At 65.5% G+C, this 19265-nt stretch carries 11 protein-coding genes; 4 read left to right on the top strand and 7 right to left on the bottom strand.

What is annotated here, in order from left to right; translation table 11 throughout:
- Positions 1 to 252 precede the first annotated feature (252 nt).
- The 3 genes from ACFORG_RS11565 to ACFORG_RS11555 all read left to right on the top strand — a co-directional run bounded on the left by ACFORG_RS11565 (position 253) and on the right by ACFORG_RS11555 (position 9284).
- Entirely contained in the window at positions 253 to 2487 is a 2235-nt protein-coding gene (locus ACFORG_RS11565; RefSeq protein ID WP_386735618.1) for a FecR domain-containing protein, read from the top strand.
- A 44-nt stretch (positions 2488 to 2531) separates the two neighbouring features.
- On the top strand, positions 2532 to 7394 hold the full coding sequence (locus tag ACFORG_RS11560; RefSeq protein WP_386735616.1) for a PKD domain-containing protein: 4863 nt from the start codon (positions 2532 to 2534) through the stop codon (positions 7392 to 7394).
- Positions 7395 to 7547: 153 nt separating this feature from the next.
- A complete protein-coding gene (locus tag ACFORG_RS11555) occupies positions 7548 to 9284 on the top strand; it encodes an adenylate/guanylate cyclase domain-containing protein (RefSeq protein ID WP_386735615.1) in 1737 nt (578 codons plus the stop codon).
- Positions 9285 to 9288: 4 nt separating this feature from the next.
- Here the strand turns inward: ACFORG_RS11555 and ACFORG_RS11550 are convergent, their stop codons facing one another.
- Positions 9289 to 9678 carry a DUF3307 domain-containing protein gene (locus ACFORG_RS11550; protein ID WP_386735613.1) on the bottom strand — a complete coding sequence of 130 codons (390 nt, stop codon included), beginning with the start codon at positions 9676 to 9678 and terminating at the stop codon, positions 9289 to 9291.
- 261 nt (positions 9679 to 9939) lie between these two features.
- Here ACFORG_RS11550 and ACFORG_RS11545 point away from each other — a divergent pair, with 261 nt between their 5' ends.
- Positions 9940 to 12897: a cyclic nucleotide-binding domain-containing protein gene (locus ACFORG_RS11545; RefSeq protein ID WP_386735612.1), complete on the top strand. Its 2958-nt coding sequence runs from the start codon at positions 9940 to 9942 to the stop codon at positions 12895 to 12897.
- A 107-nt stretch (positions 12898 to 13004) separates the two neighbouring features.
- On the opposite strand, the gene ACFORG_RS11540 is transcribed toward ACFORG_RS11545, so the two are convergent.
- From ACFORG_RS11540 to pcaD, 6 genes are all read right to left on the bottom strand, one after another.
- Positions 13005 to 13292: a metalloregulator ArsR/SmtB family transcription factor gene (locus tag ACFORG_RS11540; RefSeq protein ID WP_386735824.1), complete on the bottom strand. Its 288-nt coding sequence runs from the start codon at positions 13290 to 13292 to the stop codon at positions 13005 to 13007.
- 111 nt (positions 13293 to 13403) lie between these two features.
- Positions 13404 to 14636 (bottom strand): mandelate racemase/muconate lactonizing enzyme family protein, encoded by a 1233-nt coding sequence (locus ACFORG_RS11535; RefSeq protein WP_386735611.1) that lies wholly within the window; start codon positions 14634 to 14636, stop codon positions 13404 to 13406.
- Positions 14637 to 14661: 25 nt separating this feature from the next.
- Positions 14662 to 15762 (bottom strand): Zn-dependent alcohol dehydrogenase, encoded by a 1101-nt coding sequence (locus ACFORG_RS11530; protein WP_386735610.1) that lies wholly within the window; start codon positions 15760 to 15762, stop codon positions 14662 to 14664.
- An 86-nt stretch (positions 15763 to 15848) separates the two neighbouring features.
- Positions 15849 to 17048 (bottom strand): TCR/Tet family MFS transporter, encoded by a 1200-nt coding sequence (locus ACFORG_RS11525; RefSeq protein WP_386735608.1) that lies wholly within the window; start codon positions 17046 to 17048, stop codon positions 15849 to 15851.
- Positions 17049 to 17055: 7 nt separating this feature from the next.
- Entirely contained in the window at positions 17056 to 18402 is a 1347-nt protein-coding gene (locus tag ACFORG_RS11520; protein WP_386735607.1) for a class-II fumarase/aspartase family protein, read from the bottom strand.
- Positions 18403 to 18467: 65 nt separating this feature from the next.
- Complete coding sequence (gene pcaD / locus ACFORG_RS11515) at positions 18468 to 19256, bottom strand: 3-oxoadipate enol-lactonase (protein WP_386735606.1); 789 nt, start codon at positions 19254 to 19256, stop codon at positions 18468 to 18470.
- Between the last annotated feature and the right edge of the window lie 9 nt (positions 19257 to 19265).

Raw genomic sequence — 19265 nt, 5'->3', positions numbered from 1 at the left:
GTGATTTTGCCAAAATGGCATAACCTTACGGCAGTTATTTTGTCTGCGTGAGGCCGGATCGGCCAAATCGCTTGAGGGGGCGGGGGCTGGCGTGAAGCATGGTTAATGCTGCCCTTTGGGACTGACGCCATTATGGAAAGGAACAGATCACCGATATCGGCCAGACCGGTCCTTGGTCCCTTACTGCGCAGGTTGGCGGGGGCCACTGCGCTTGTGTTCTGTGCTGCGGCGCTCACTGCCGAAACCGACCCGATGGACGCACCGCTCGAAATTGTGCGTTTCAGCGAAACGGACACGATCAGGGGCGTGGTCGGGCAGCATTTGCGCGATCCTGATCTGTGGCCAGCGGTTCTTGCCTTGAACGGTATCGCCTCGCCAGCCGAGCTGCGGCCGGGAACGGAGCTGCGGATGCCGGTCAAGCAGGTCTTTGCCGCCGACGAGGCGCTGCTGACCTCGCTTCGGGCGATACAGGCCGCCAATGCCGAGGGCGCGCGCATCTTTGCGCCCGAAGAGATCGGCAACGCCATTGCCAATCGCGATCAGGCGATCACCGAACGGGAAAAGGGCGAGTGGCGCGAGGTCGTCTCTTTCGCCGGAGTCGCCACGGATTACGCGCGCGATGCGCTCGACATCGCGATCGCTCAACGCGACCGGTCGGCCGAGGCGGTCGTCTCGGACGTGCAGGGTGCCGTCGAAGGCCGCGCACCGGTAGAGCCGGCATGGTCGGACCGCGAACTGAACGACATCCTTGTCGAATTCGAGCGCGTGCGCACCCTCTCTGCCAGCACCACGCAGATCACCTTTCGCGATCTCAGCCGGTTGCGGCTCAACCCGAATTCGAACGCCACGATCCAACGCATGCGCTCGGACCCGCTGACCGGGCATGAGGTCACCAAGGTGTCGCTTGCCAATGGCGACTTCTACGCGCTGCTCAACCAGCTTTCCGAAAAGGCCACGTTCGAGATCGATGTGCCGGGGATCGAGACGACCACGAACTCCGCCGATTTCTGGATCAAGAACGAAGGCGGCAGCGCGAAATTCGTCAATTACGACCAGCCCGAACTGGCTATCGAAAAGGATGGCCGGACCATCGCCGTCGGTGCCAACGAAGGGCTGGTAATCGATGCCACCGGGGCGCAGCGGGCGCAAGTGCTCGACAGCGTCTTGCTCACCGCGCCCGAGGTGGGAGAGATCATCTACACAGGGACCGCGCCCCTTGAATGGCAGCAATTCGACGGGGCCGAGGGATATTGGCTCGAAGTCGCGCTCGATCCCGGCTTCAACCAGATGCAGGTTTCGGAATGGGGGATCCGTGAAACCGGCTTTGCCGTGGATCTGCCGCCTGCGCGATACCATTGGCGCGTGGCTGCCCTGGATCGGTTGGGTTTGCCCGGAGAGTGGAGCACCGCGCAGGACTTCACCCTGCGGCTGGACGACACGCCGCCCTTCCTGACCGTGCTGTCGCCCGCATCCGGCGCCGTTCTTGCCGCGCCGATGGTCGAGGTTCTGGGCGCAACCGAGCTTGACGTGACGCTCATCCTGAATGGCAGGTCGTTGAGCGCCGGGGCTGATGGGTCGTTTGTCAGCGAGGTCGAGTTGCAGCCGGGTGAGAACACGATTGCAGTCGTTGCGACCGATCCGGCGGGCAATGTCACACGGCGCGTGCAAACAGTGGTGTACCGGCCCGCAGCCGATATCGCGATCGCGCTGTCGGACGACATCCCGCGCGCGGGCGCGGCGCTTGCCACGCGCTCCGACCAACTCTCGGTAAGCGCCAGCAGCACCGCACTCGCCGGTGCCCCGGTGGTGGTCCGGGATGGCAGCGGGGCCGAGGTTGTTTCGACCAAGGTGGAAACCGGCGGGTCGATCAGCTTCACGGTGCCTGTCGACGAGGCGGAGCGGGCATACAGGATCGAGATCCTCGCGCCCGACGGCTCGGTCGAGGGGCAACTTGGCTTTGCCGCCCTGCGCGACAGCATCGCGCCCGAGGTTCTACTGGATCTGCCGCCGCCGCGCGCGACGGCCGAGAACGACCTGACCCTTTCCGGCAACGTCCCCGGCGCAGTGCGCCTGTCTTTGAACGGCACACCGGTTGCGTTGGAAGATGAACGGTTCGATCTGTCGGTGACCCTGAAACCGGGGCAGAACGTGTTTGAACTGATCGCGACGGATGCGGTCGGCAACGTCGGCGCCGTAACGCTGTCGACGCTCTATGACATCGACCCGCCCGAGATCCTGCGCGTGGATTTGAGCAGGCCCAAGGGGGATGCCGGTCCGATCCGGCTGGAGGTCGAGGCACGCGACGCTTCGGGCCTGCGGCAGGCGCAGCCCTTCCTGCTCACCGTGGGCGGGGCCGAAGTCGAAGGTTTCCTGCGCTGCGATGCGGGCTCGGGCCTGTGCCGCGCCGTGTTGCCGGCCGAACCCGGCGCGTTGGAACTGATCGAAGTGATGATCGAGGACTACGCGGGCAATGCCGCGTTTGAATGAGTGATGCCGGCTGGGGGCACCGGAAGGCAACGGAGGTATGACGGATGCGCTCGGTAGGCAAGTGGACAGCGGCAACGCTGGCTCTGGGGCTGGCTGCGCTCGGCGGCACGGGGGCTGCCCAGCAGGGAGGTACGGCAGCCGAGGGCATGCTCGTCGTCTATGGCCCGCAGGCACCCAGCCGCGAGGGAGACACAGACCGGCGCGAGCAGGTGTTCTTTTCCGTCCCGGCCGATCTGCGCGACCGCGTCTATGTTCGCCTTTTCGATCCCGAAACGCGCGGTGCAGGCGATTTCACCTATGGCGGTCCCGCAGATAGCGAAACGACCTTTCGCCTGTTTGGCGGCGCCGGAGCCTTTTCTGCGGCCGACCGCCCGCAACCGGTCGAGGATGGCGCGCGCGAGCCGCGGCTTGTGCCCAACGATCCGGTGACGGAGCCCGGCGAAATCCTCGAAGAAAAAACATGGGGCTCGGACCCCGAAAGCAATGGCCGCTGGGTCGTGCTGACGGCCGTTCGTGCCCGCCAGGGTGAGGTGATCGGCGATCGCGCCTGGTTCCGCATCGATGTACAAGGCTCGCGCGGCAATGATGGCAACGGCTATTCGCTTGGTGTCAGCCTCGCCCGTGAACGTGACCGCAAACCCGAAGAGCTGGAGATGTTCTCCTATCGTCCGACCGTGCGCTGGTCGGCGAACCGGTCGGCGACGCAGGTCTGGTTCACGCCAGAAACCCCCGGCCCCTACACGGTGCAGAGTTTCGATGGCGCCAATGGCGATCTGGCAATTGTCACCGATTTTGCGGATATGCCGCTTCGCATCTCGGGCCAGGATATCTGGGCCTCGGATATCGTCGAGACGGACGAGACGAACCTCGCCATCAGCCTGCAGGGAGGTTTCGAGACGCCCAACGACGTGACACTGGCTGTCTTCGATGGCGCGGGGCAGCCCGTCCCACTGAACATGCCGCCCATGCGCTCTCCGGTTCCGCCACGTCCCATTGCGGTGGGCACCGGGCGGCCGCTTGCGGATTGCCGCTCTGTCGCCTTCGACGCGAGCGCCTCCTCCGGGCTGACGCCGCTAGCCTACCTGTGGCGTTTCGGCGATGGCAACACGTCGTCAGAGCCGGTGATCGCGCATCGCTATGCCGAGCCGGGACGCTACGCCGCTCGGCTGGAGATCCTCGAACCGGGCAGCCGGCCTGGCCGTGGCGATGCAATCGACATCCCGGTGCATGTGCGCAATGCACCGGTCGCCGTTGCGGGGTCGGATATCGTGGTCGCGCCGGGCCAGCCTGTTGCGTTCGACGGCGCGGCGTCGCAGGCCTCGGACAGCCCTATCACGCGGTACAAATGGTCCTTCGGAGACGGCGCGCGGGCCGAAGGAGCCCAAGCCAGCCACGTCTATGCTCAACCCGGCCAGTACCGTGCAGTGCTGCGTGTCGAGGATGACAGCGATCACCCCTGCGACTTTGGCACGGCTGTTCGTCGGGTTGTCGTGAATTTCCCCCCGGTGGCCGAGGCCGGCACGGATCAGACTGCCGTTGTCGGACAGGCGGTCACCGTTTCGGCCGCGGCAAGCTACGATGTCGATGGGCTGATCGACAGATATCGCTGGGACATGGGCGATGGCACGGTGCTGGAGGGGGCCACCGTCACCCACCGTTACCGGCAATCCGGCGCCTACCGCGTGCTGTTGACCGTGATGGATGGCAGCGGCGTGACCAATAACAGCGCGACGGACGGGATGCTGGTCGAGGTGAACGACCCGCCCGAGCCGAGTTTCACCATTCCCGCCCGACCGGTATCGGTCTCCGAGGTCGCGCTCCTCGACGGGTCCGCAACGGTGGATCGCGACGGGCAGATCCTGTCCTACATCTGGGATTTCGGCGATGGCGCGGTGGGCGAGGGGCCGTTGGTCGATTACGCGTGGACGCGACCGGGCGACTATACCGTGACCCTTACGGTCGAGGATGACAGCGGCACCGCCTCGGCCATCCAGTCGGCCACAAGGGTTGTCCGGGTCGATGCCGCCCCGGTCGCCGAGGCAGGGCCCGATCAGTTCGTCACCGCGTCCGAAATCCGTTTCGATGGCGGCGGATCGGTCGATCCGGATGGGAGCGTAACCGAATGGACCTGGAGTTTCGGCGACGGCGCCACGGCGTCAGGACAAAGCGTGACCCATGCTTATCGCCGCCCCGGCACGTACGAGGTGGCGCTTGTCGTACGCGACGACAGTGGCGCACCGCTCAATACCGATCGCGACACGATGAAGGTCACGGTCAATGCCGCCCCGATCGCAGATGCAGGACCGCCGCAGACCGTGGCACCGGGCGACGAGTTCATCGTGTCGGGCCGCGCCTCGATTGATCCCGACGGCGAGGTGACGGAGTATTTCTGGACATTCCCGAACGGGCAAAGCGCGCCAGGCCTGCGGGCGGCCCACAGCATCGCGGAGCCCGGGTTGCACCGGGTCAGGCTGCGGGTCCGAGACGATTTCAGCGCCGATCCGGCCGAGGACGAAGCCGAGGTGCTTATCACCGTCAACGCTCCGCCCGTGGCGATTGCGGGCGCGGACCGGCTGATCGCTCCGGGTGATACGGTGACCCTCGACGCAGGGCAGAGTTTCGATCCCGATGGGCGGGTCGCGGCTTTTCGCTGGGAGTTCGACGACCTTGGCGGCGCGCTCGAGGCGCGTACCGTCGAACGTGCCTATCCGACGCCGGGCGTCTGGTCCGCGCAACTTGTCGTCGCCGACGATGCTGGCGTGGCCAACAGCACGGCCACCGACGATGTGACGATCCGGGTCAACCATGCTCCTGTGGCCGAGGCCGGTCCGGCCCTCGAAACCGATAGCCTTTATGTCTCGTTCGACGGCTCCGGTTCGTCTGACGCGGATGGGGATGCCTTGATCTACACTTGGGATTTCGGTGATGGATCGGACCCTGTCATGGGGCGCGAAGTCACCCATGTCTATCCGCGCTCGGGCATCTTTCCCGTGACCTTGCGCGTCGATGACGGGACCGGCCTGTCCAACGCCCGTGCCATCGATGCGACCACGGTGACGATCCTTGCCCGGCCCGTGGCCGATGCAGGGGGCAATCGCGAAACCTGCTCGGGCGAGGCGATCCTGTTCGATGCCTCCGGCAGCTTCGATCCCGATGGCGGTCTTCTTGCCTATGAATGGGATTTCGGCGACGGAACCGGTTCCGATCTCATCAACCCGTCAAAGACCTATGAGCGACCGGGCGTCTACCCTGTGACGCTGCGCATCCGCAACGAAACCGGCAGCGACTATGGAACGGCGCTCGACCGGATCGCCGCCCTTGTCCGCGAGGGGCCGATCGCCGATGCCGGACCGGACCGCGTGGTCTGCTCCAATCAGCGCATTCGCTTCGACGGGTCTGCCTCGACCGATGCGGATGGCGCGGTGAACGCTTTTGCCTGGACCTTTGGGGACGGTAACGGCGCCAGCGGTGACACGCCCGTTCACGTCTTCAAGCGTCCGGGGGATTACACCGTGACGCTCACCATCACCGGGGACGCGATCGGGGCCTGTAGCCCGCTCGACAGCGACACCGCGAAATACACGGTGATCGCGGCGCCCGAACTGGCCATCCTCGGGTCGGACCGCGCAGCAGCCGGGATGGAGGCCACGTTTTCCGCCGGTCTGACACAGCTGGGCGGGGCCGAAGCGACGGGGTTCCGGTGGAGCTTTTCCGACGGCGGTACGGCCGAAGGGCAGGATGTAGCCCATGTCTTCGAAGAACCTGGCGAGTATTTCGTGACGCTGTCCACCGACCTGACCGGCGGCACCCGAGGGTGCAGCGCACTTGAGGTGCGTCGCAAGGTCGTCGTCAACGCGGCCCCGCAGCCCGAAATGGACATCCCGGACGAGGTCGCCGTCGGACAGGTCGTTCGGTTCGACGGGCGCGAGACCAGCGATTCCGACGGTGCCATCCTGCGCTTTGACTGGGAATTCGGCGACGGAGCCACCGGGAACGAGGTGCAAACGACGCATCGCTACACGCAACCGGGCACCTACACCGTGATGCTGCGCGTTACCGACGATGCGGGCGTCGGCAACTCTGTCGCGGACATGACCCGCGAGATCCGCGTAACCCCGGCCCCGGTGGCCGGGCTTGCCGAAAGCGGCGCGGTCTGCCCGGGCCAGTCCCTGCCGTGGTCGGCGGCGGCGGATGGCAATGTCGCGGTCTCGTGGTCCTTTGGGGACGGATCCACCGCCGAGGGGGCAGAGGTTTCTCACGCGTTCGACCGGCCGGGGCTTTACCCGGTTCAGGTCGTTATGGATGACGGTCAGGGCCTGCTGAGCAGCCGCCGGGCCGAGGAAACATATGTGCGGGTGAACGCCCCGCCGACTGCCCTTGCCGGACCCGACCGCGTTGTCTGCCCGGGAGAGGTCGTCGTATTCGACGCGGGCGCCTCGGGCGATCTCGATGGCGACCTGCGCGAATGGAGCTGGGAGTTCAGCGACGGTGTCATCTTGACCGGTGCGCGGGTCGAACGCATCTTCGACTCGCCGACCGACCTGCGGGTTCGCCTGCGCGTTCGCGATGACAGCGGCGCGCAGGGGTGCGACATCGGCACGGATGACGCGCGCGTTCTGGTCAACGCACCGCCCTTGGTCGATGCCGGGCCGGATCGCAAGGTCATGACCGGCGCGGCGCATGACATTCTCCGGTTCGACGCCAGCGACACCTCCGATCCCGACGGGCAGGGGGTCCGGGTCAGCTGGGCTTTTGGCGACGGGGCCGAGGCGGCGGGCGCCGTCGTGCGTCACGGCTATGCCGATCCGGGAACCTACACGGTGACCCTTCGCGCGCAGGATGCCACGGGCCTCGCCTGCGGGATCGCGACTGACAGCGCGCTGGTCACGGCCATCCCGCGACAGTAGCGGCGGGCTCCCGCCCTGCGGCACGGCGCCTTGCGGCGCCGCTTCTGCGGTTGGGCCCGGCCGCCTTCGGCGGCGCGCGCGCCTTCTGGCGGTCAGATGGGCCTTGGCGAATTTCCGCGACGCAATGGCGAATATCCGTTACCCTCAGGCGCGATGAGATTCCCGCTGCGCCTCAAGTTCTTCGCCTTCGCGGTGATCCTCGCCATAGGCCCTCTGGCGCTGGTGGGGCAAAACCTGACTCGATTGACGCGGGATGAGCTGAAGAGCGCGGCCAACGAGGATCTGACCACGGTTGCCGCCGAATTGCGCACGTCCTTCGACAATACGTTCGAGGGGCGTTGGCTGACCCCGCTGATGGTCATCCGCAACGGTGTCGACAGCACTGACCTGGGCGTGCCGCAAAAGGTCTCGTTGCTGACGCTGGGCTTGCAGGAACTGCCGCAGGTGGTGGCGCTGCAACTCTCCGTCGAAGGCTCGGACCTGCCGATTCTCGTGACCAACGAGGATTTCGCCACGCGCCTGGCGCAGGCAGGGCGCGATCCCGTCGCGACCTTGTCGACCGACGCGGCCCTGATCGACGCCATTGCGGGCACGGGCCAGTTCGGTCGTCCCGTCGTGTCGCGGGTAGAGGCAACCGGCGATTGGCTGGCCACGCTTGCACTGCCGCTCGAAACACGGATCGCAGGGCGACAGGTCACCATGGCCGCCAAGATCGACCTGGCCCCTCTGGGAGAGATGGTGCGCCGCCACCCCTTTGCACAACGCGGGGAAATCACCGTCGTGGATCAGTCGGGGCGCACCGTTCTTGCCGGTTCGCCCGAACAGCTGGCACAGCGCAAGATCGTGGCTTCGACCATGCCACTGATCGTGGCCGGTGCCCGCGCCGACGCGCTGGAAACATACGCCCGGCCAGACGGCACGGCGATGCTGGGGGCCTATGCCTTTCCCGACTGGTTCCAATGGGCGGTCATCACCGAACTGAGCGAGCAGAACGCCTATGCCGTGGTCAACGCGATCACCGGCCGGATCCTGATCATCGGTCTCATCGGATTTGCCGTCGCGGCGCTGGGCGCTCTGGCCTTCTCGCGCCGGCTGACCCGTCCGATCCTTCAGATCGGGCAGGTTGCCGAGAAGGTCGGCGAGGGCAATTTCTCTGTCCGTGTCGAGGATGTGCGCGCACGCGATGAGATCGGCGATCTCGCGCGCCGGATCAATCACATGATCGCCCACCTGGGTGAGCGCGTCGAACTGATGAAATTCGTCTCGGCGGGGACCGTCTCGGCCATCCAGCGGGCCGAGGAGGCGGGGATGACCCGGGGGGGAGAGCGCAGACGGGTATCTGTAATCTTCACGGACATCCGCGGCTACACCGAATTTTCGGAAAGGGTGCCGCCGGAAACCGTGATCGAGGTACTGAACCAGTATTTCGACGTGCAATCCGACATCGTGCAGGACCATGGCGGCGATATCGACAAGTTCATCGGGGATGCTCTGGTCGCCGTGTTCGAGGGCGAACAGATGGAGGCGCGCGCCACCGCATGCGCCGTGGGGATCACCGAAGCCATGGCGCGCTTGCTGGAAGCGCATCCGGAACACGAGCTGCACCTGGGGATCGGCGTGGCCTCGGGCGAGGTGGTGATGGGCGCGATGGGCGCCCATGCCCGAATGGACTTTACCGTTCTGGGCTCGACCGTGAACCGTGCGGCACGGCTGTGTTCCAAGGCCGCACCGGACCAGGCACTGGTCGACCTCGCCACGCGCGACGCGGTGCAAGGCAACGACATCGCCTTCGATCCGCTCGAGCCGATCGTACTCAAGGGCTATGCCGAGCCTGTGCCGGCCTTCGCGGTCAGGCGCTCCGCCACGTCCCACGCCTTGTCGGCCGAGTGACCCGTCAGCCGGTGAAGGCGACCCAGGCCCAGACCATAGCGATATAGGTCAGGTGATGCAGGCACTGGTCGAACCCCGCCGCGCGCCAGAACGCCGCCTGGTCGGGGGTCAGATCCTTTTTCTGCGAGTAGCTGGCCTTCCAGAAGTCGATGTTGAAATGCACGACCCATTCGGCAAGCACGATGGCAAGCAGCAGCCCGAAGGGCGTGCCGAACCCCAAAAGCACGATGGCCGAGCCCACGGCATGAACGCCCGCATGCTGTGCGCGGCCCATGTGCCAATACTCCCCGCGCCCGGACAGCATCCTGGGCGTCTGAAGGAAGTAATCGGCGAACATGTGCTTGATCTGGAGCAGACAGATCAGCAACAGGACAGAGCCGATTGAAACGGACAAATTGGTCCTCCGTTAACTTTTTCGGAACCAGACTAGGGGCAAGGCGAAGCGCGCGCAAATGAACTGGTTCACACAAAGGTCGTTTTCGGCAAGTTTTTCCTGCACAAGGCAATTGCCTCGGTCGCGGATCGCAAGCTACCCTTTGGCTGCATTTCGAAAGAAGACCGCCCGCGTTTACGGGGCTGGCGAAACGGATCGGGGGACGGTCCCATAGAACGATCGCTTTTTCGCTTCATCTGGAAGCACTCCAAGCGGGATCAAATGATCCTTCTGGCCGTCACGGCCATGCTGTTTCCGCTGCTCTACCTGACGCTGGAACTGCCCAAGCGCATCATCAACGACGCCATCGGTGCGACCAGTTCCTCGATCGATGTCTGGGGCTATACCTTCGACCAGGTCACCTTTCTGGGCATCCTCTGCGTTGCGTTCCTGGTCGCCGTGCTGGCGCATGGCCTGCTCAAGATGCGCATCAACACGATGAAAGGCGTCATGTCCGAGCGGATGCTGCGCCGGTTCCGCTACTTGCTGATCTCCCGCGTTCTGCGCTTTCCCCAGCCCTATTTCGAGCGGGTAAGCCAGGGAGAGCTGGTCTCGATGATCACGGCCGAAAGCGAACCGATGGGCGGGCTGATGGGTGACATGATCAGCCAGCCAGTGTTGCAGGCGGGGCAGATGCTGACGATCCTCGCCTTCCTTTTCCTGCAAAGCTTCTGGTTCGGAATGGCCGCCATCGCGCTTATCCCGCTTCAGGCCTGGCTGATCCCCAAGCTTCAACGCCAGATCAACCTGCTCAACAAGAAGCGCATTCAGGAAGTCCGCGTTCTCGCCGCACAGATCGGCGAGAATGCCAGCGGCGCCTCGACCCTGCGCAACAATGGCGGCTGGCGTTACCGCGGTGCCATGATCTCGCATCAGCTCGGCCGTCTCTTCGGGATCCGGTTCGAGATCTACCAGAAGAAGTTCTTCATGAAGTTCCTCAACAACTTCATCAGCCAGCTTACGCCTTTCCTGTTCTACTCCGTCGGCGGCTACCTCGTGATCCAGGGGCAGGTGACGGTCGGCGCGCTGGTGGCCGCGCTGGCCGCCTACAAAGACCTTTCCAGCCCGTGGAAGGAGCTTCTGACCTATTACAATCAAACGCAGGACATGGCCCTGCGATGGGAGGTCGTCACCGAACGCTTCGCCCCCTCTGGCATGGTCGACGAGACGTTGTTCGAAGGCGAACCCGACGCGATCCCGAACCTGAAGGGCGACATCGTCCTGCAGGACGTCTCGGTCCGCGACGCCGACGGGAACATGGTTCTCGATGATCTGGACGTAACGCTGCCAGCAGGGCAGGTGATCGGGATCGCGGCACCCAGCGAAGAAGACCGCCGCGCGCTGGCCCAACTGCTGACGCGTGAGGTCGTGCCGGCGAGCGGCAAGGTGACGGTGGCCGGTCATGACCTGTCGGCACTGCACCAATCGGTCCTTGCGGCCCGGATCGGGCACGCCACGTCCAACCCGGTGCTGTTCCAGGGCACCTTCGGCGAAAACGTCATGATGCCCGTTCTGACCAAACCGCTCGGTGCGCCGCGCAACGCCGAGTTCCACGAGGAAACACTGCGCGCCGGCAACAGCGCCGACCCTCTCGAAGCGGATTGGCTCGATCCGGCCCGTGCGGGCGAGGCCGACGAAGAGGCGTTGCGCAAGTGGTGGCTTCGCCTGATCGAGGGCCTGGGTTCAGGCGCTGCCCTGTTTCGGCGCGGGACCGAGCACAGCTTCGATCCGCACGAACATCCGCAACTGGCGCAAAGACTGGTCGATCTGCGCCCTGCCGTGCAGCAGGCGGTCGAAGAGGGCGGTCTGCGGGATCAGGCCTACCTGTTCGATCCAGATCGCTACAATCCCGCGCTGCCGGTGGCCGAGAACCTTTTGTATGCGACGCCGCGCGCGCGGCTGACATCGGCGGGGCTGGCCGAACAAACCGAGTTCCTGGCCCAGCTGCGCGAATTGGGGCTCGATGAAACGCTGGTCCAACTCAGCCAGGACGTACTGGACATGCTGCGCCAGATCTTCGGCGTCGACGGAACCGATCACCCCCTGTTCAACCGGGTCGAGCTGGACGCCAAGACCTACGAAACCGCCCTCGATCTTGTCGAACGCGCGCGCTCGGACGGGGCGAAAGGGCTCAGCGATACCGAGCTTGCCAACCTGCTGGTCGTCCCGTTCCGGCTGTCGGCTGACCGCATCGGTCCCGCCTTTTCGGATGAGTTGAAGACGCGCATCCTCGATCTGCGGCGCAGCCATTCCCAAAAGCTTCTCGGCACGCTGGGCGATGTCTTTGCCCCGCTCGACCTCGATTCCTTTGCGCCGGGGCTGAACGTTCTTGAAAACGCACTGTTCGGCAAGATCACGCAGGTCGGCGGGCCGCGGGCCGACGAGTTGCGCCGCCGCATCACCGACGTCCTGATCGAGAACGGTTTGCAAAGCGATGTGATCGAGCTGATCTACGACGTGCCCATCGCGCTGGGCGGCCAGAACGTGCCCGCGGTCTTTGCCGAACCGCTGGCCTTTACCCGCGCAACGATCAAGAAGCCCGACGTGCTGATCCTGGACCGGGCGCTTGCGACCTACGACATGAACACCCAGCGGGCGGTCTATCGCAATCTGCGCGACCTGCTGCCCGAGACGACGGTGATCTATCTCAACGACCAGTTCGAAAATCCAGAGGTCTTCGACCTGTATCTCGAAGTGCAACAGGGGCGGATCGTGACAGAGGAATCGGACAAATCGGTAGAGAAGGACAGCGCGGCCTCGGCCGATCTTGCACGCAAACTTCGCGCCTTGGAACAGACGCCGCTTTTCTCGAGCCTGGACAGGCGACAATTGCGCCTGCTGGCCTTTGGCGCCAATTGGTACCGTGCTGAACCGGGCGATGTGATCTTTCGCAAGGACGACGAGCCGACAGATGGCGCCTACATGGTGATCGAGGGCGAAGCGGGGCTCTACCTGCCGAAACCGGATGAAGAGGACCAGCTGATCGCCAAGGTGGGGCCCGGAACCCTCGTGGGAGAACTGGGCCTGATCCGCAAGGTGCCCCGCGCACTGAGCATGGTGGCCGAGACCCAGCTGACATGCCTGCGCATCGGCGAGGAGGAATTCCTGGCCGTTGTCGAGAATGACGCGGCGACGGCCTTCAAGCTGCTGCAGGTGGTTGCGGGTTACGTCTCGAACTGAGGGTGCGCTCCCGCCGATCGTACGGGCATCAGGATGCCCTTCTCCCGTTGGGCCGGGCCGCGCCTGCGGCGCGGCGGAAACCGCCGGGGGAACGGCAAGTCAGGGGATTAGCCGTCCGAGCCGCAGAACAGGTCGTAAAGAAGGCCGATCACTGCCTCGGTATTTGTGTCGGCGAGCGAATAGAAGATCGTCTTGCCGTCGCGCCTGGTTGCGACAAGCCCCTCGTCGCGCAGACGTGCCAGCATCTGGCTGACCGCAGCCTGGCGCAGCTCGAGCAGGTGTTCCAACTCCCCGACCGATTTCTCGCCCGCCGAGAGGTGGCAAAGGATCATCAGCCGCCCCTCATGGGCCAGAGTCTTGAGATAGGCTGCCGCCTGACTCGCGCTACCGGCCATGTCGATCGTGCCGTGGGGCGGCATCTTGGGCGATTTGAGAACCTGTGCTGTCAAGGTCGTAGGGTCCTGATTGTTCTATACCGCGCATAATCCTCAATTCCGCGAGGAATGTCACCCCTCCTTTGGAGGTGCCCCGCCAAGGAAGACATTGCCCCGCGCGTAATCGCAGGGCGCCTCTTGCATCTGCAGGTGCAGCCCGTCGCCGTCGAACGGATGCGCGCGCGCCAGGTCCTCGTCCACCTCGATGCCGAGGCCGGGGGCGTCCGGCGGTGTCACGAACCCGTCTTCGACCTTGAGGCTGTCGCGGACCAGCGCGCGGTGGAACGGTGTGTCGATCGTTTCGAGCAGCAGGATGTTCGGGATCGCCGCCGCAAGCTGGATGTTGGCCGCCCATTCCACCGGTCCTGCATACAGATGCGGAGCCATCTGGGCGTTGAAAAGCTCGGCCATCGCCGCGACCTTCTTCATTTCCCAGATCCCGCCGGCACGCCCCAGCGCCGGTTGCAGGATCTCGGCCGCACCGGCGCGCAGCACTGCGCCGAACTCTGCCCGCGTGGTCAGACGCTCGCCCGTGGCGACGGGAATACGGACATTCCGGGCGACGCGCGCCATGTCCTCGACCATGTCGGGCGGCACGGGTTCCTCGAACCAGAGCGGCGAGTAAGGCTCCAGCGCCTGCCCCATGCGAATCGCGCCTGCGGTCGAAAACTGCCCATGCGTGCCAAAAAGCAGGTCGGCCCGGTCGCCTACCGCCTCGCGGATGGCTTTGCAGAACGCGACCGAACGCGAGATGTCCGACATGGCCGGCATGTGACCGCCGCGGATCGTGTAGGGGCCGGCAGGATCGAACTTTACCGCGGTAAAGCCCTGCCGCACCATTTCCGCCGCGCTATCGGCCGCGGCGTCCGCGTCGTTCCAGAAACTCGTCAGATCGTGCCGGGCGAGGGGATACAGATAGGTATAGGCGCGGATGCGGTCGTTCATCCGCCCGCCGATCAGCGCGTGAACGGGGCGATCGCGATCCTTGCCCAGAATGTCCCAGCAGGCGATCTCAAGCCCCGAAAAGGCACCCATCACCGTCAGGTCGGGGCGCTGCGTGAAGCCCGAGGAATAGACCCGGCGGAACATCAGCTCGATGTTCTCTGGATTCTCGCCCTCCATGTGCCGCGCAAACACATCGCGGATCACGTGGGTCATCGCCTCGGGCCCGATGGTAGAGGCATAGCATTCGCCCCAGCCGGTTATGCCGGTATCGGTCGTCACCTTCACCAGGATCCAGTAGCGACCACCCCAACCCGGAGCGGGCGGGGCGGTCACGATGATGTCCAGCTCTTGCAGCTTCATGCCATTTCCTTTGGTCCGGCGGGGTTCAGCCCGCCTCGCGGTCGAACAGGATCACGTTGCGCTTTGCCGCGCCGGTCTTGGTATCGGCGATTGCCTCGTTGATCTGGTCCAGCGTCCAGCGTCCCGAAATCAACTCGTCCAGCTTCAGGCGGCCCTGCTGGTAAAGGTCGATCATCCACGGAATGTCGCGCTGGATCACCACGTCGCCCATCTTCGAGCCAATGAACCCATGTCCTTGGAAGGAGGCGGCCATCGGCTCGTACTCGGCCATTGCACCGGCATGCGGCATCCCGATCATGATGACCTTGCCGCCCCAGCCCAGGTAGCGCGGCGCGTCGTTATAGGCACCGATCGCTCCAACCGTGACCATGACCGCGTCCGCGCCACGACCACCCAGCGCCTTCATCGCTGCGCGCCATGGTTTCGGCCCGGTGGCCAGAACGCCATCGGTGGCGCCGAACTCGCGTGCGACCTCCAGCTTCTCTTCCGTCATATCGACCGCAACGATGCGACGCGCCCCGGCGATCCGGGCCCCCTGGATGGCGTTCAGACCGACGCCGCCCGCGCCGATCACGACGACATCCTGACCCGCTCGCAGCCCTGCGGCGTTGACCGCGGCACCGACGCCGGTAATCACCCCGCAGGACAGCAGGCAGGCCACGTCGCGCCCCATATCCTCGGGGATCCTCACGATCTGGCGCGCGCTCACCACGACCTTTTCGGCAAATGCGCCGCAGGCCATGGCTTGCAGCACCGGCTCGCCATCCGCGGCGCTCAGCGGTCCCTTGACGCCGTCATAAGGGGTCTCGCAGATCGTGGGTTTTCCGCCGGCACAGTTGGGGCAGCTGCCGCAGGCGCGGATCAGGGTGACGACGACCGTATCGCCCTCGGCGAAACCCGTCACACCTTCGCCCAGCCCGGTCACGACACCGGCCGCTTCATGGCCATAGACCGCCGGCAGATGCCCGCCCCAGGCCCCTTCGGCAAAGGAAATGTCGGAATGGCAGATCGCCACCGCGTCGAGTGTCACCTCCACCTCGCCGAAGCCGGGGTTGGCCAGCTGCACATCCTCGATCACCAGGGGTTGATTGAACGCCCGGCACACCGCTGCCTTGATCGTCTGCATGTCGGTCCCTCCTGTCCCGTTTCCAGACACGGTGGACCGCAGCGCGCCCCGCTCGCAAGACCGAATGCGCCGCCCCGGCGTCGTGTTTACGTCACGGAACGTCCGGCGCGCAAAAACAGCACGAGTGCGAACAGCATCAGGACAAGCGCGACAAGAAACGGCGCCCCCGGCAGGTGGATCGGCGCAGCCTCGCGCGTGAACGCGGCAAACACCACGCCCATGCCGAGCGGCGAGAGAATCATCGAAAGCGCATGAAGCGAGGCCATCACTCCCTGCAATTCTCCCTGTCGGCTGGCATCCACCCGCCGCGACAGGATGGCCGTGATCGCGGGCTGAACCAGCGCACCAAGGGCCGTGACCGGGATCAGGATCAGCGCGATGGTGCCGCTTGCCAGGACCGACAGGATGGCAAAGGCCACCGCCTCGAACCCGAACCCCGCGATGACCGCGCCCCGCTCACCCAGCCACGATGTCGCGGGCCGGATCAGAACGCCCTGCACCAGCGCCATCGAGATTCCGTAGAGTCCAAGCGACACACCGATCATCTGCGGCGACCAGTCGAACCGCGCCGCGGTGAAATAGGCCCAGATCGCAGGGTAGACATAGACAGCGACTGAATAGAGGAAATACACCGACAACAGCGGGCGGATCCCCGGCAGCCTGCCCAACGCGCGAAAGGCGCCCAGCGGCCCTGCCTGCCGCCATTGGAACGGCCTGCGCCCATCCGCTGGTACGGTTTCGCGCATGACGAAAAAGCCGAGCAGGAAATTGAGCCCCGCCAGCAGGGCCGCCGCATAAAACGGCGCGCGAGTCCCCAACTCTCCCAGCAGCCCGCCCAGGACCGGGCCCGCTACGAATCCCAATCCCAGCGCCGCGCCCAGCAGGCCAAAGCGCGCGGCCTTCTCCTCGGGGGCCGAGATGTCGGCCATGTACGCGCCGGCGGTGGAGTGGGTCGCCGCGGTGATGCCGCCGACGATCCGGCCCAGCAGCAACAGCCAGATGCTGCCCGCCAACGCCATCACGAGGTAGTCGAGCGTCATCACCGCAAGCGACACCAGCAGGACGGGCCGACGCCCATACGCGTCCGACAGGTTGCCCAGGACCGGGCCGAAAAGGAATTGCATGACGGCGAAACTCGCGCTCAGCACGCCGCCCCAAAGCGCCGCATCCGAAAGCGTGCCGCCCTGCACCTCGGTTATGAGCGCGGGCATGATTGGCAGGATCAGCCCGATCCCCATCGCGTCGATCCCGACCGTGATCAGGATGAAGGCAAGCGACAGCCGCACTGTGCGCCTACCCCGGCAGGTCCCGCGCGTGGTCGTCCCTGACCGCGCGGGCAAATCGCCGGGCCTCTTCGGGGGCTTGCCCCAATTGTCGAACGGAATGGAACTGCGCCGCGTCGATGTGAGGCCAGTCCCGCGCGACGAGGTCGGGCAGGGGTGTCCCGGTTTCCGCGGCCTCGCGGCACAGTGCCTTGGTCGCTGCCTGTGCCTCGGGGCGGGGAAGGTGTTCGGCCAGTGCAAAGCTGACGGCCTCGGCATGGATCATGCCCTGATGCGCGGACAATGCCTCGGTCATGGCGGCCTCTTGCGGAGCCAGCCCGCTTGCCAGCGCGCGCGCGGCCCGGCCTGCTGTCCCGGCGGACAGAACGATTTGCGGCAGGCACATCCATTCGGTGAACCACGCGGCCCCGTCGCGCTGATACCGGTGCAGCGCCGCCCCATGCAGAACCGATGACAGACCCCCCGCATGACGGGCCAGCGCCACCAGCACCGAAGGCCCGACCGGGTTCTGTTTCTGCGGCATGGTCGAGGACGCCCCGCTGCCGCCGAGGTTCAGCTCGGCGATGCCGGTCTGGCTCAGTTCGGTCGCATCCTCACCCATCTTGCCAAGCGCCAGGGTCACCCGCACCATCCAATCGGCGATGCGCAGGACCGGCGCGCGGTCTGTGTGCCAGCTTCGGCCCGGGTCCCCCAGCTTCAGCAGATCCGCCAGTTCGGCGCGGGTCTCGGCGGATTTCGGACCCAGCGCATTCGCCGTTCCCACGGCCCCCGAAAGCGAAACCAGCAGGCAACGGTCGCGAAGGTCGGGCAACTCCTCCAGCAGGTCGAGCAGCGGCGCACCCCAGCTTGCCACCACCGCGCCGAAACTCGTTGGCGTCGCGTGCTGGCCATAGCTGCGACCCGGCATCGGCAGCTCGGCATGGGTTTCGGCCAGCGTGGCGAGCATCGCCAGCAGTGCGCGCAGATCAGCCTCGATCAGCACCAGCGCCTGACGCAGGCGCAGCATCAGCCCGGTGTCGATGACATCCTGCGAGGTCGCGCCCCAATGCACATAGGCCGCGTGTTCGGGCGCCTGCATCTCCTCGCGAAAGGCTGCGACCAGCGCGGGTACGCAAACGCCGTTGCGCCCGGTCTCTTGCGCCAGAGCGCCGGGATCCAGCTGCACCTCCATCGCGGCGCGGGCAATGGCTTGCGCGCTTGTCTCGGGGATCACGCCCAACTTGCCCTGCGCCCGTGCCAACATCCCCTCGACCAGCAGCATGGCGCGCAGTTCAGCGCTGTCCGTGAACAGGCGACCAACCTCGCCACTGTCGAACAGTTTCGAGAAAAGCGCGCTGTCAAACACCGATCCGGCCATGGGCTCCCCCTGTTTCAGGAAATGGTCCCCGCTGATATCGTGCCGTGCGGCGCGGGACCAGAGGGTCAGATATGTCCGGTCTCGCGCAGGAACTCGGTCAGCACGCGGGCATATTCCTCGGGCTGCTCGACACAGGGCAGGTGACCGGCGCGGCGGATCAGGTGAAAGCGCGATCCGGGGATCAGGTCGACGGTTTCGCGGACAAGGTCGGGCGGGGTCGACCCGTCCTCGCTTCCGGCAATCCCCAGCGCCGGCAGGCGCAGCCCGCTGGTCGGCGTATAGAAATCGGTGCCTGATATTGCCGCCGAACACCCCGCATAACCTTCGGCCGGTTGCCGGACCAGCATGTTGCGCCACAGCGCCAGCTCGGGCTTGGCCCGGAAGTCTTTCGAGAACCAGCGCTCCATGATGCCGTCGGCGAGCGCTTCGATCCCCTGCGCATTCACCGCTGCGATCCGCTCCTGCCACATCTCGGGCGTCCCGATCTTGGCGCCGGTATTCGACAGCACGACCGCCCGCACAAGATCAAGCCGCTTGACTGCCAGCCCCTGCGCGATCATTCCGCCGATGGACAGGCCCACGAACATGCAGTCCCGGGCACCCAAATGGTCGAGCAGCGCCTCGACATCGCGCACCAGCGATCCCATCGAGTAGGGGGCCGCCGGCAAGGAGGACAGACCGTGCCCGCGCTTGTCATATCGGATGAGGCGCAGCCCGTCGGGCAGATGCGGCAGGATCGGATCCCACAGCCGCAGGTCGGTGCCCAGTGAATTGGCAAAGACAACAGGCGCGCCATCAGGGTCGCCGTCGACCCGGTAGTGCAACCGGACATCTCCCAGCTCAGCAATCTGCATTTCTTTCCT

Origin of the sequence: Lutimaribacter marinistellae, assembly GCF_042648365.1 — a bacterium.
Lineage (GTDB): Bacteria > Pseudomonadota > Alphaproteobacteria > Rhodobacterales > Rhodobacteraceae > Lutimaribacter_A > Lutimaribacter_A marinistellae.
Note: the sequence above shows the minus strand (reverse complement) of the source record. Positions and strands in the feature narration are given on the sequence as shown.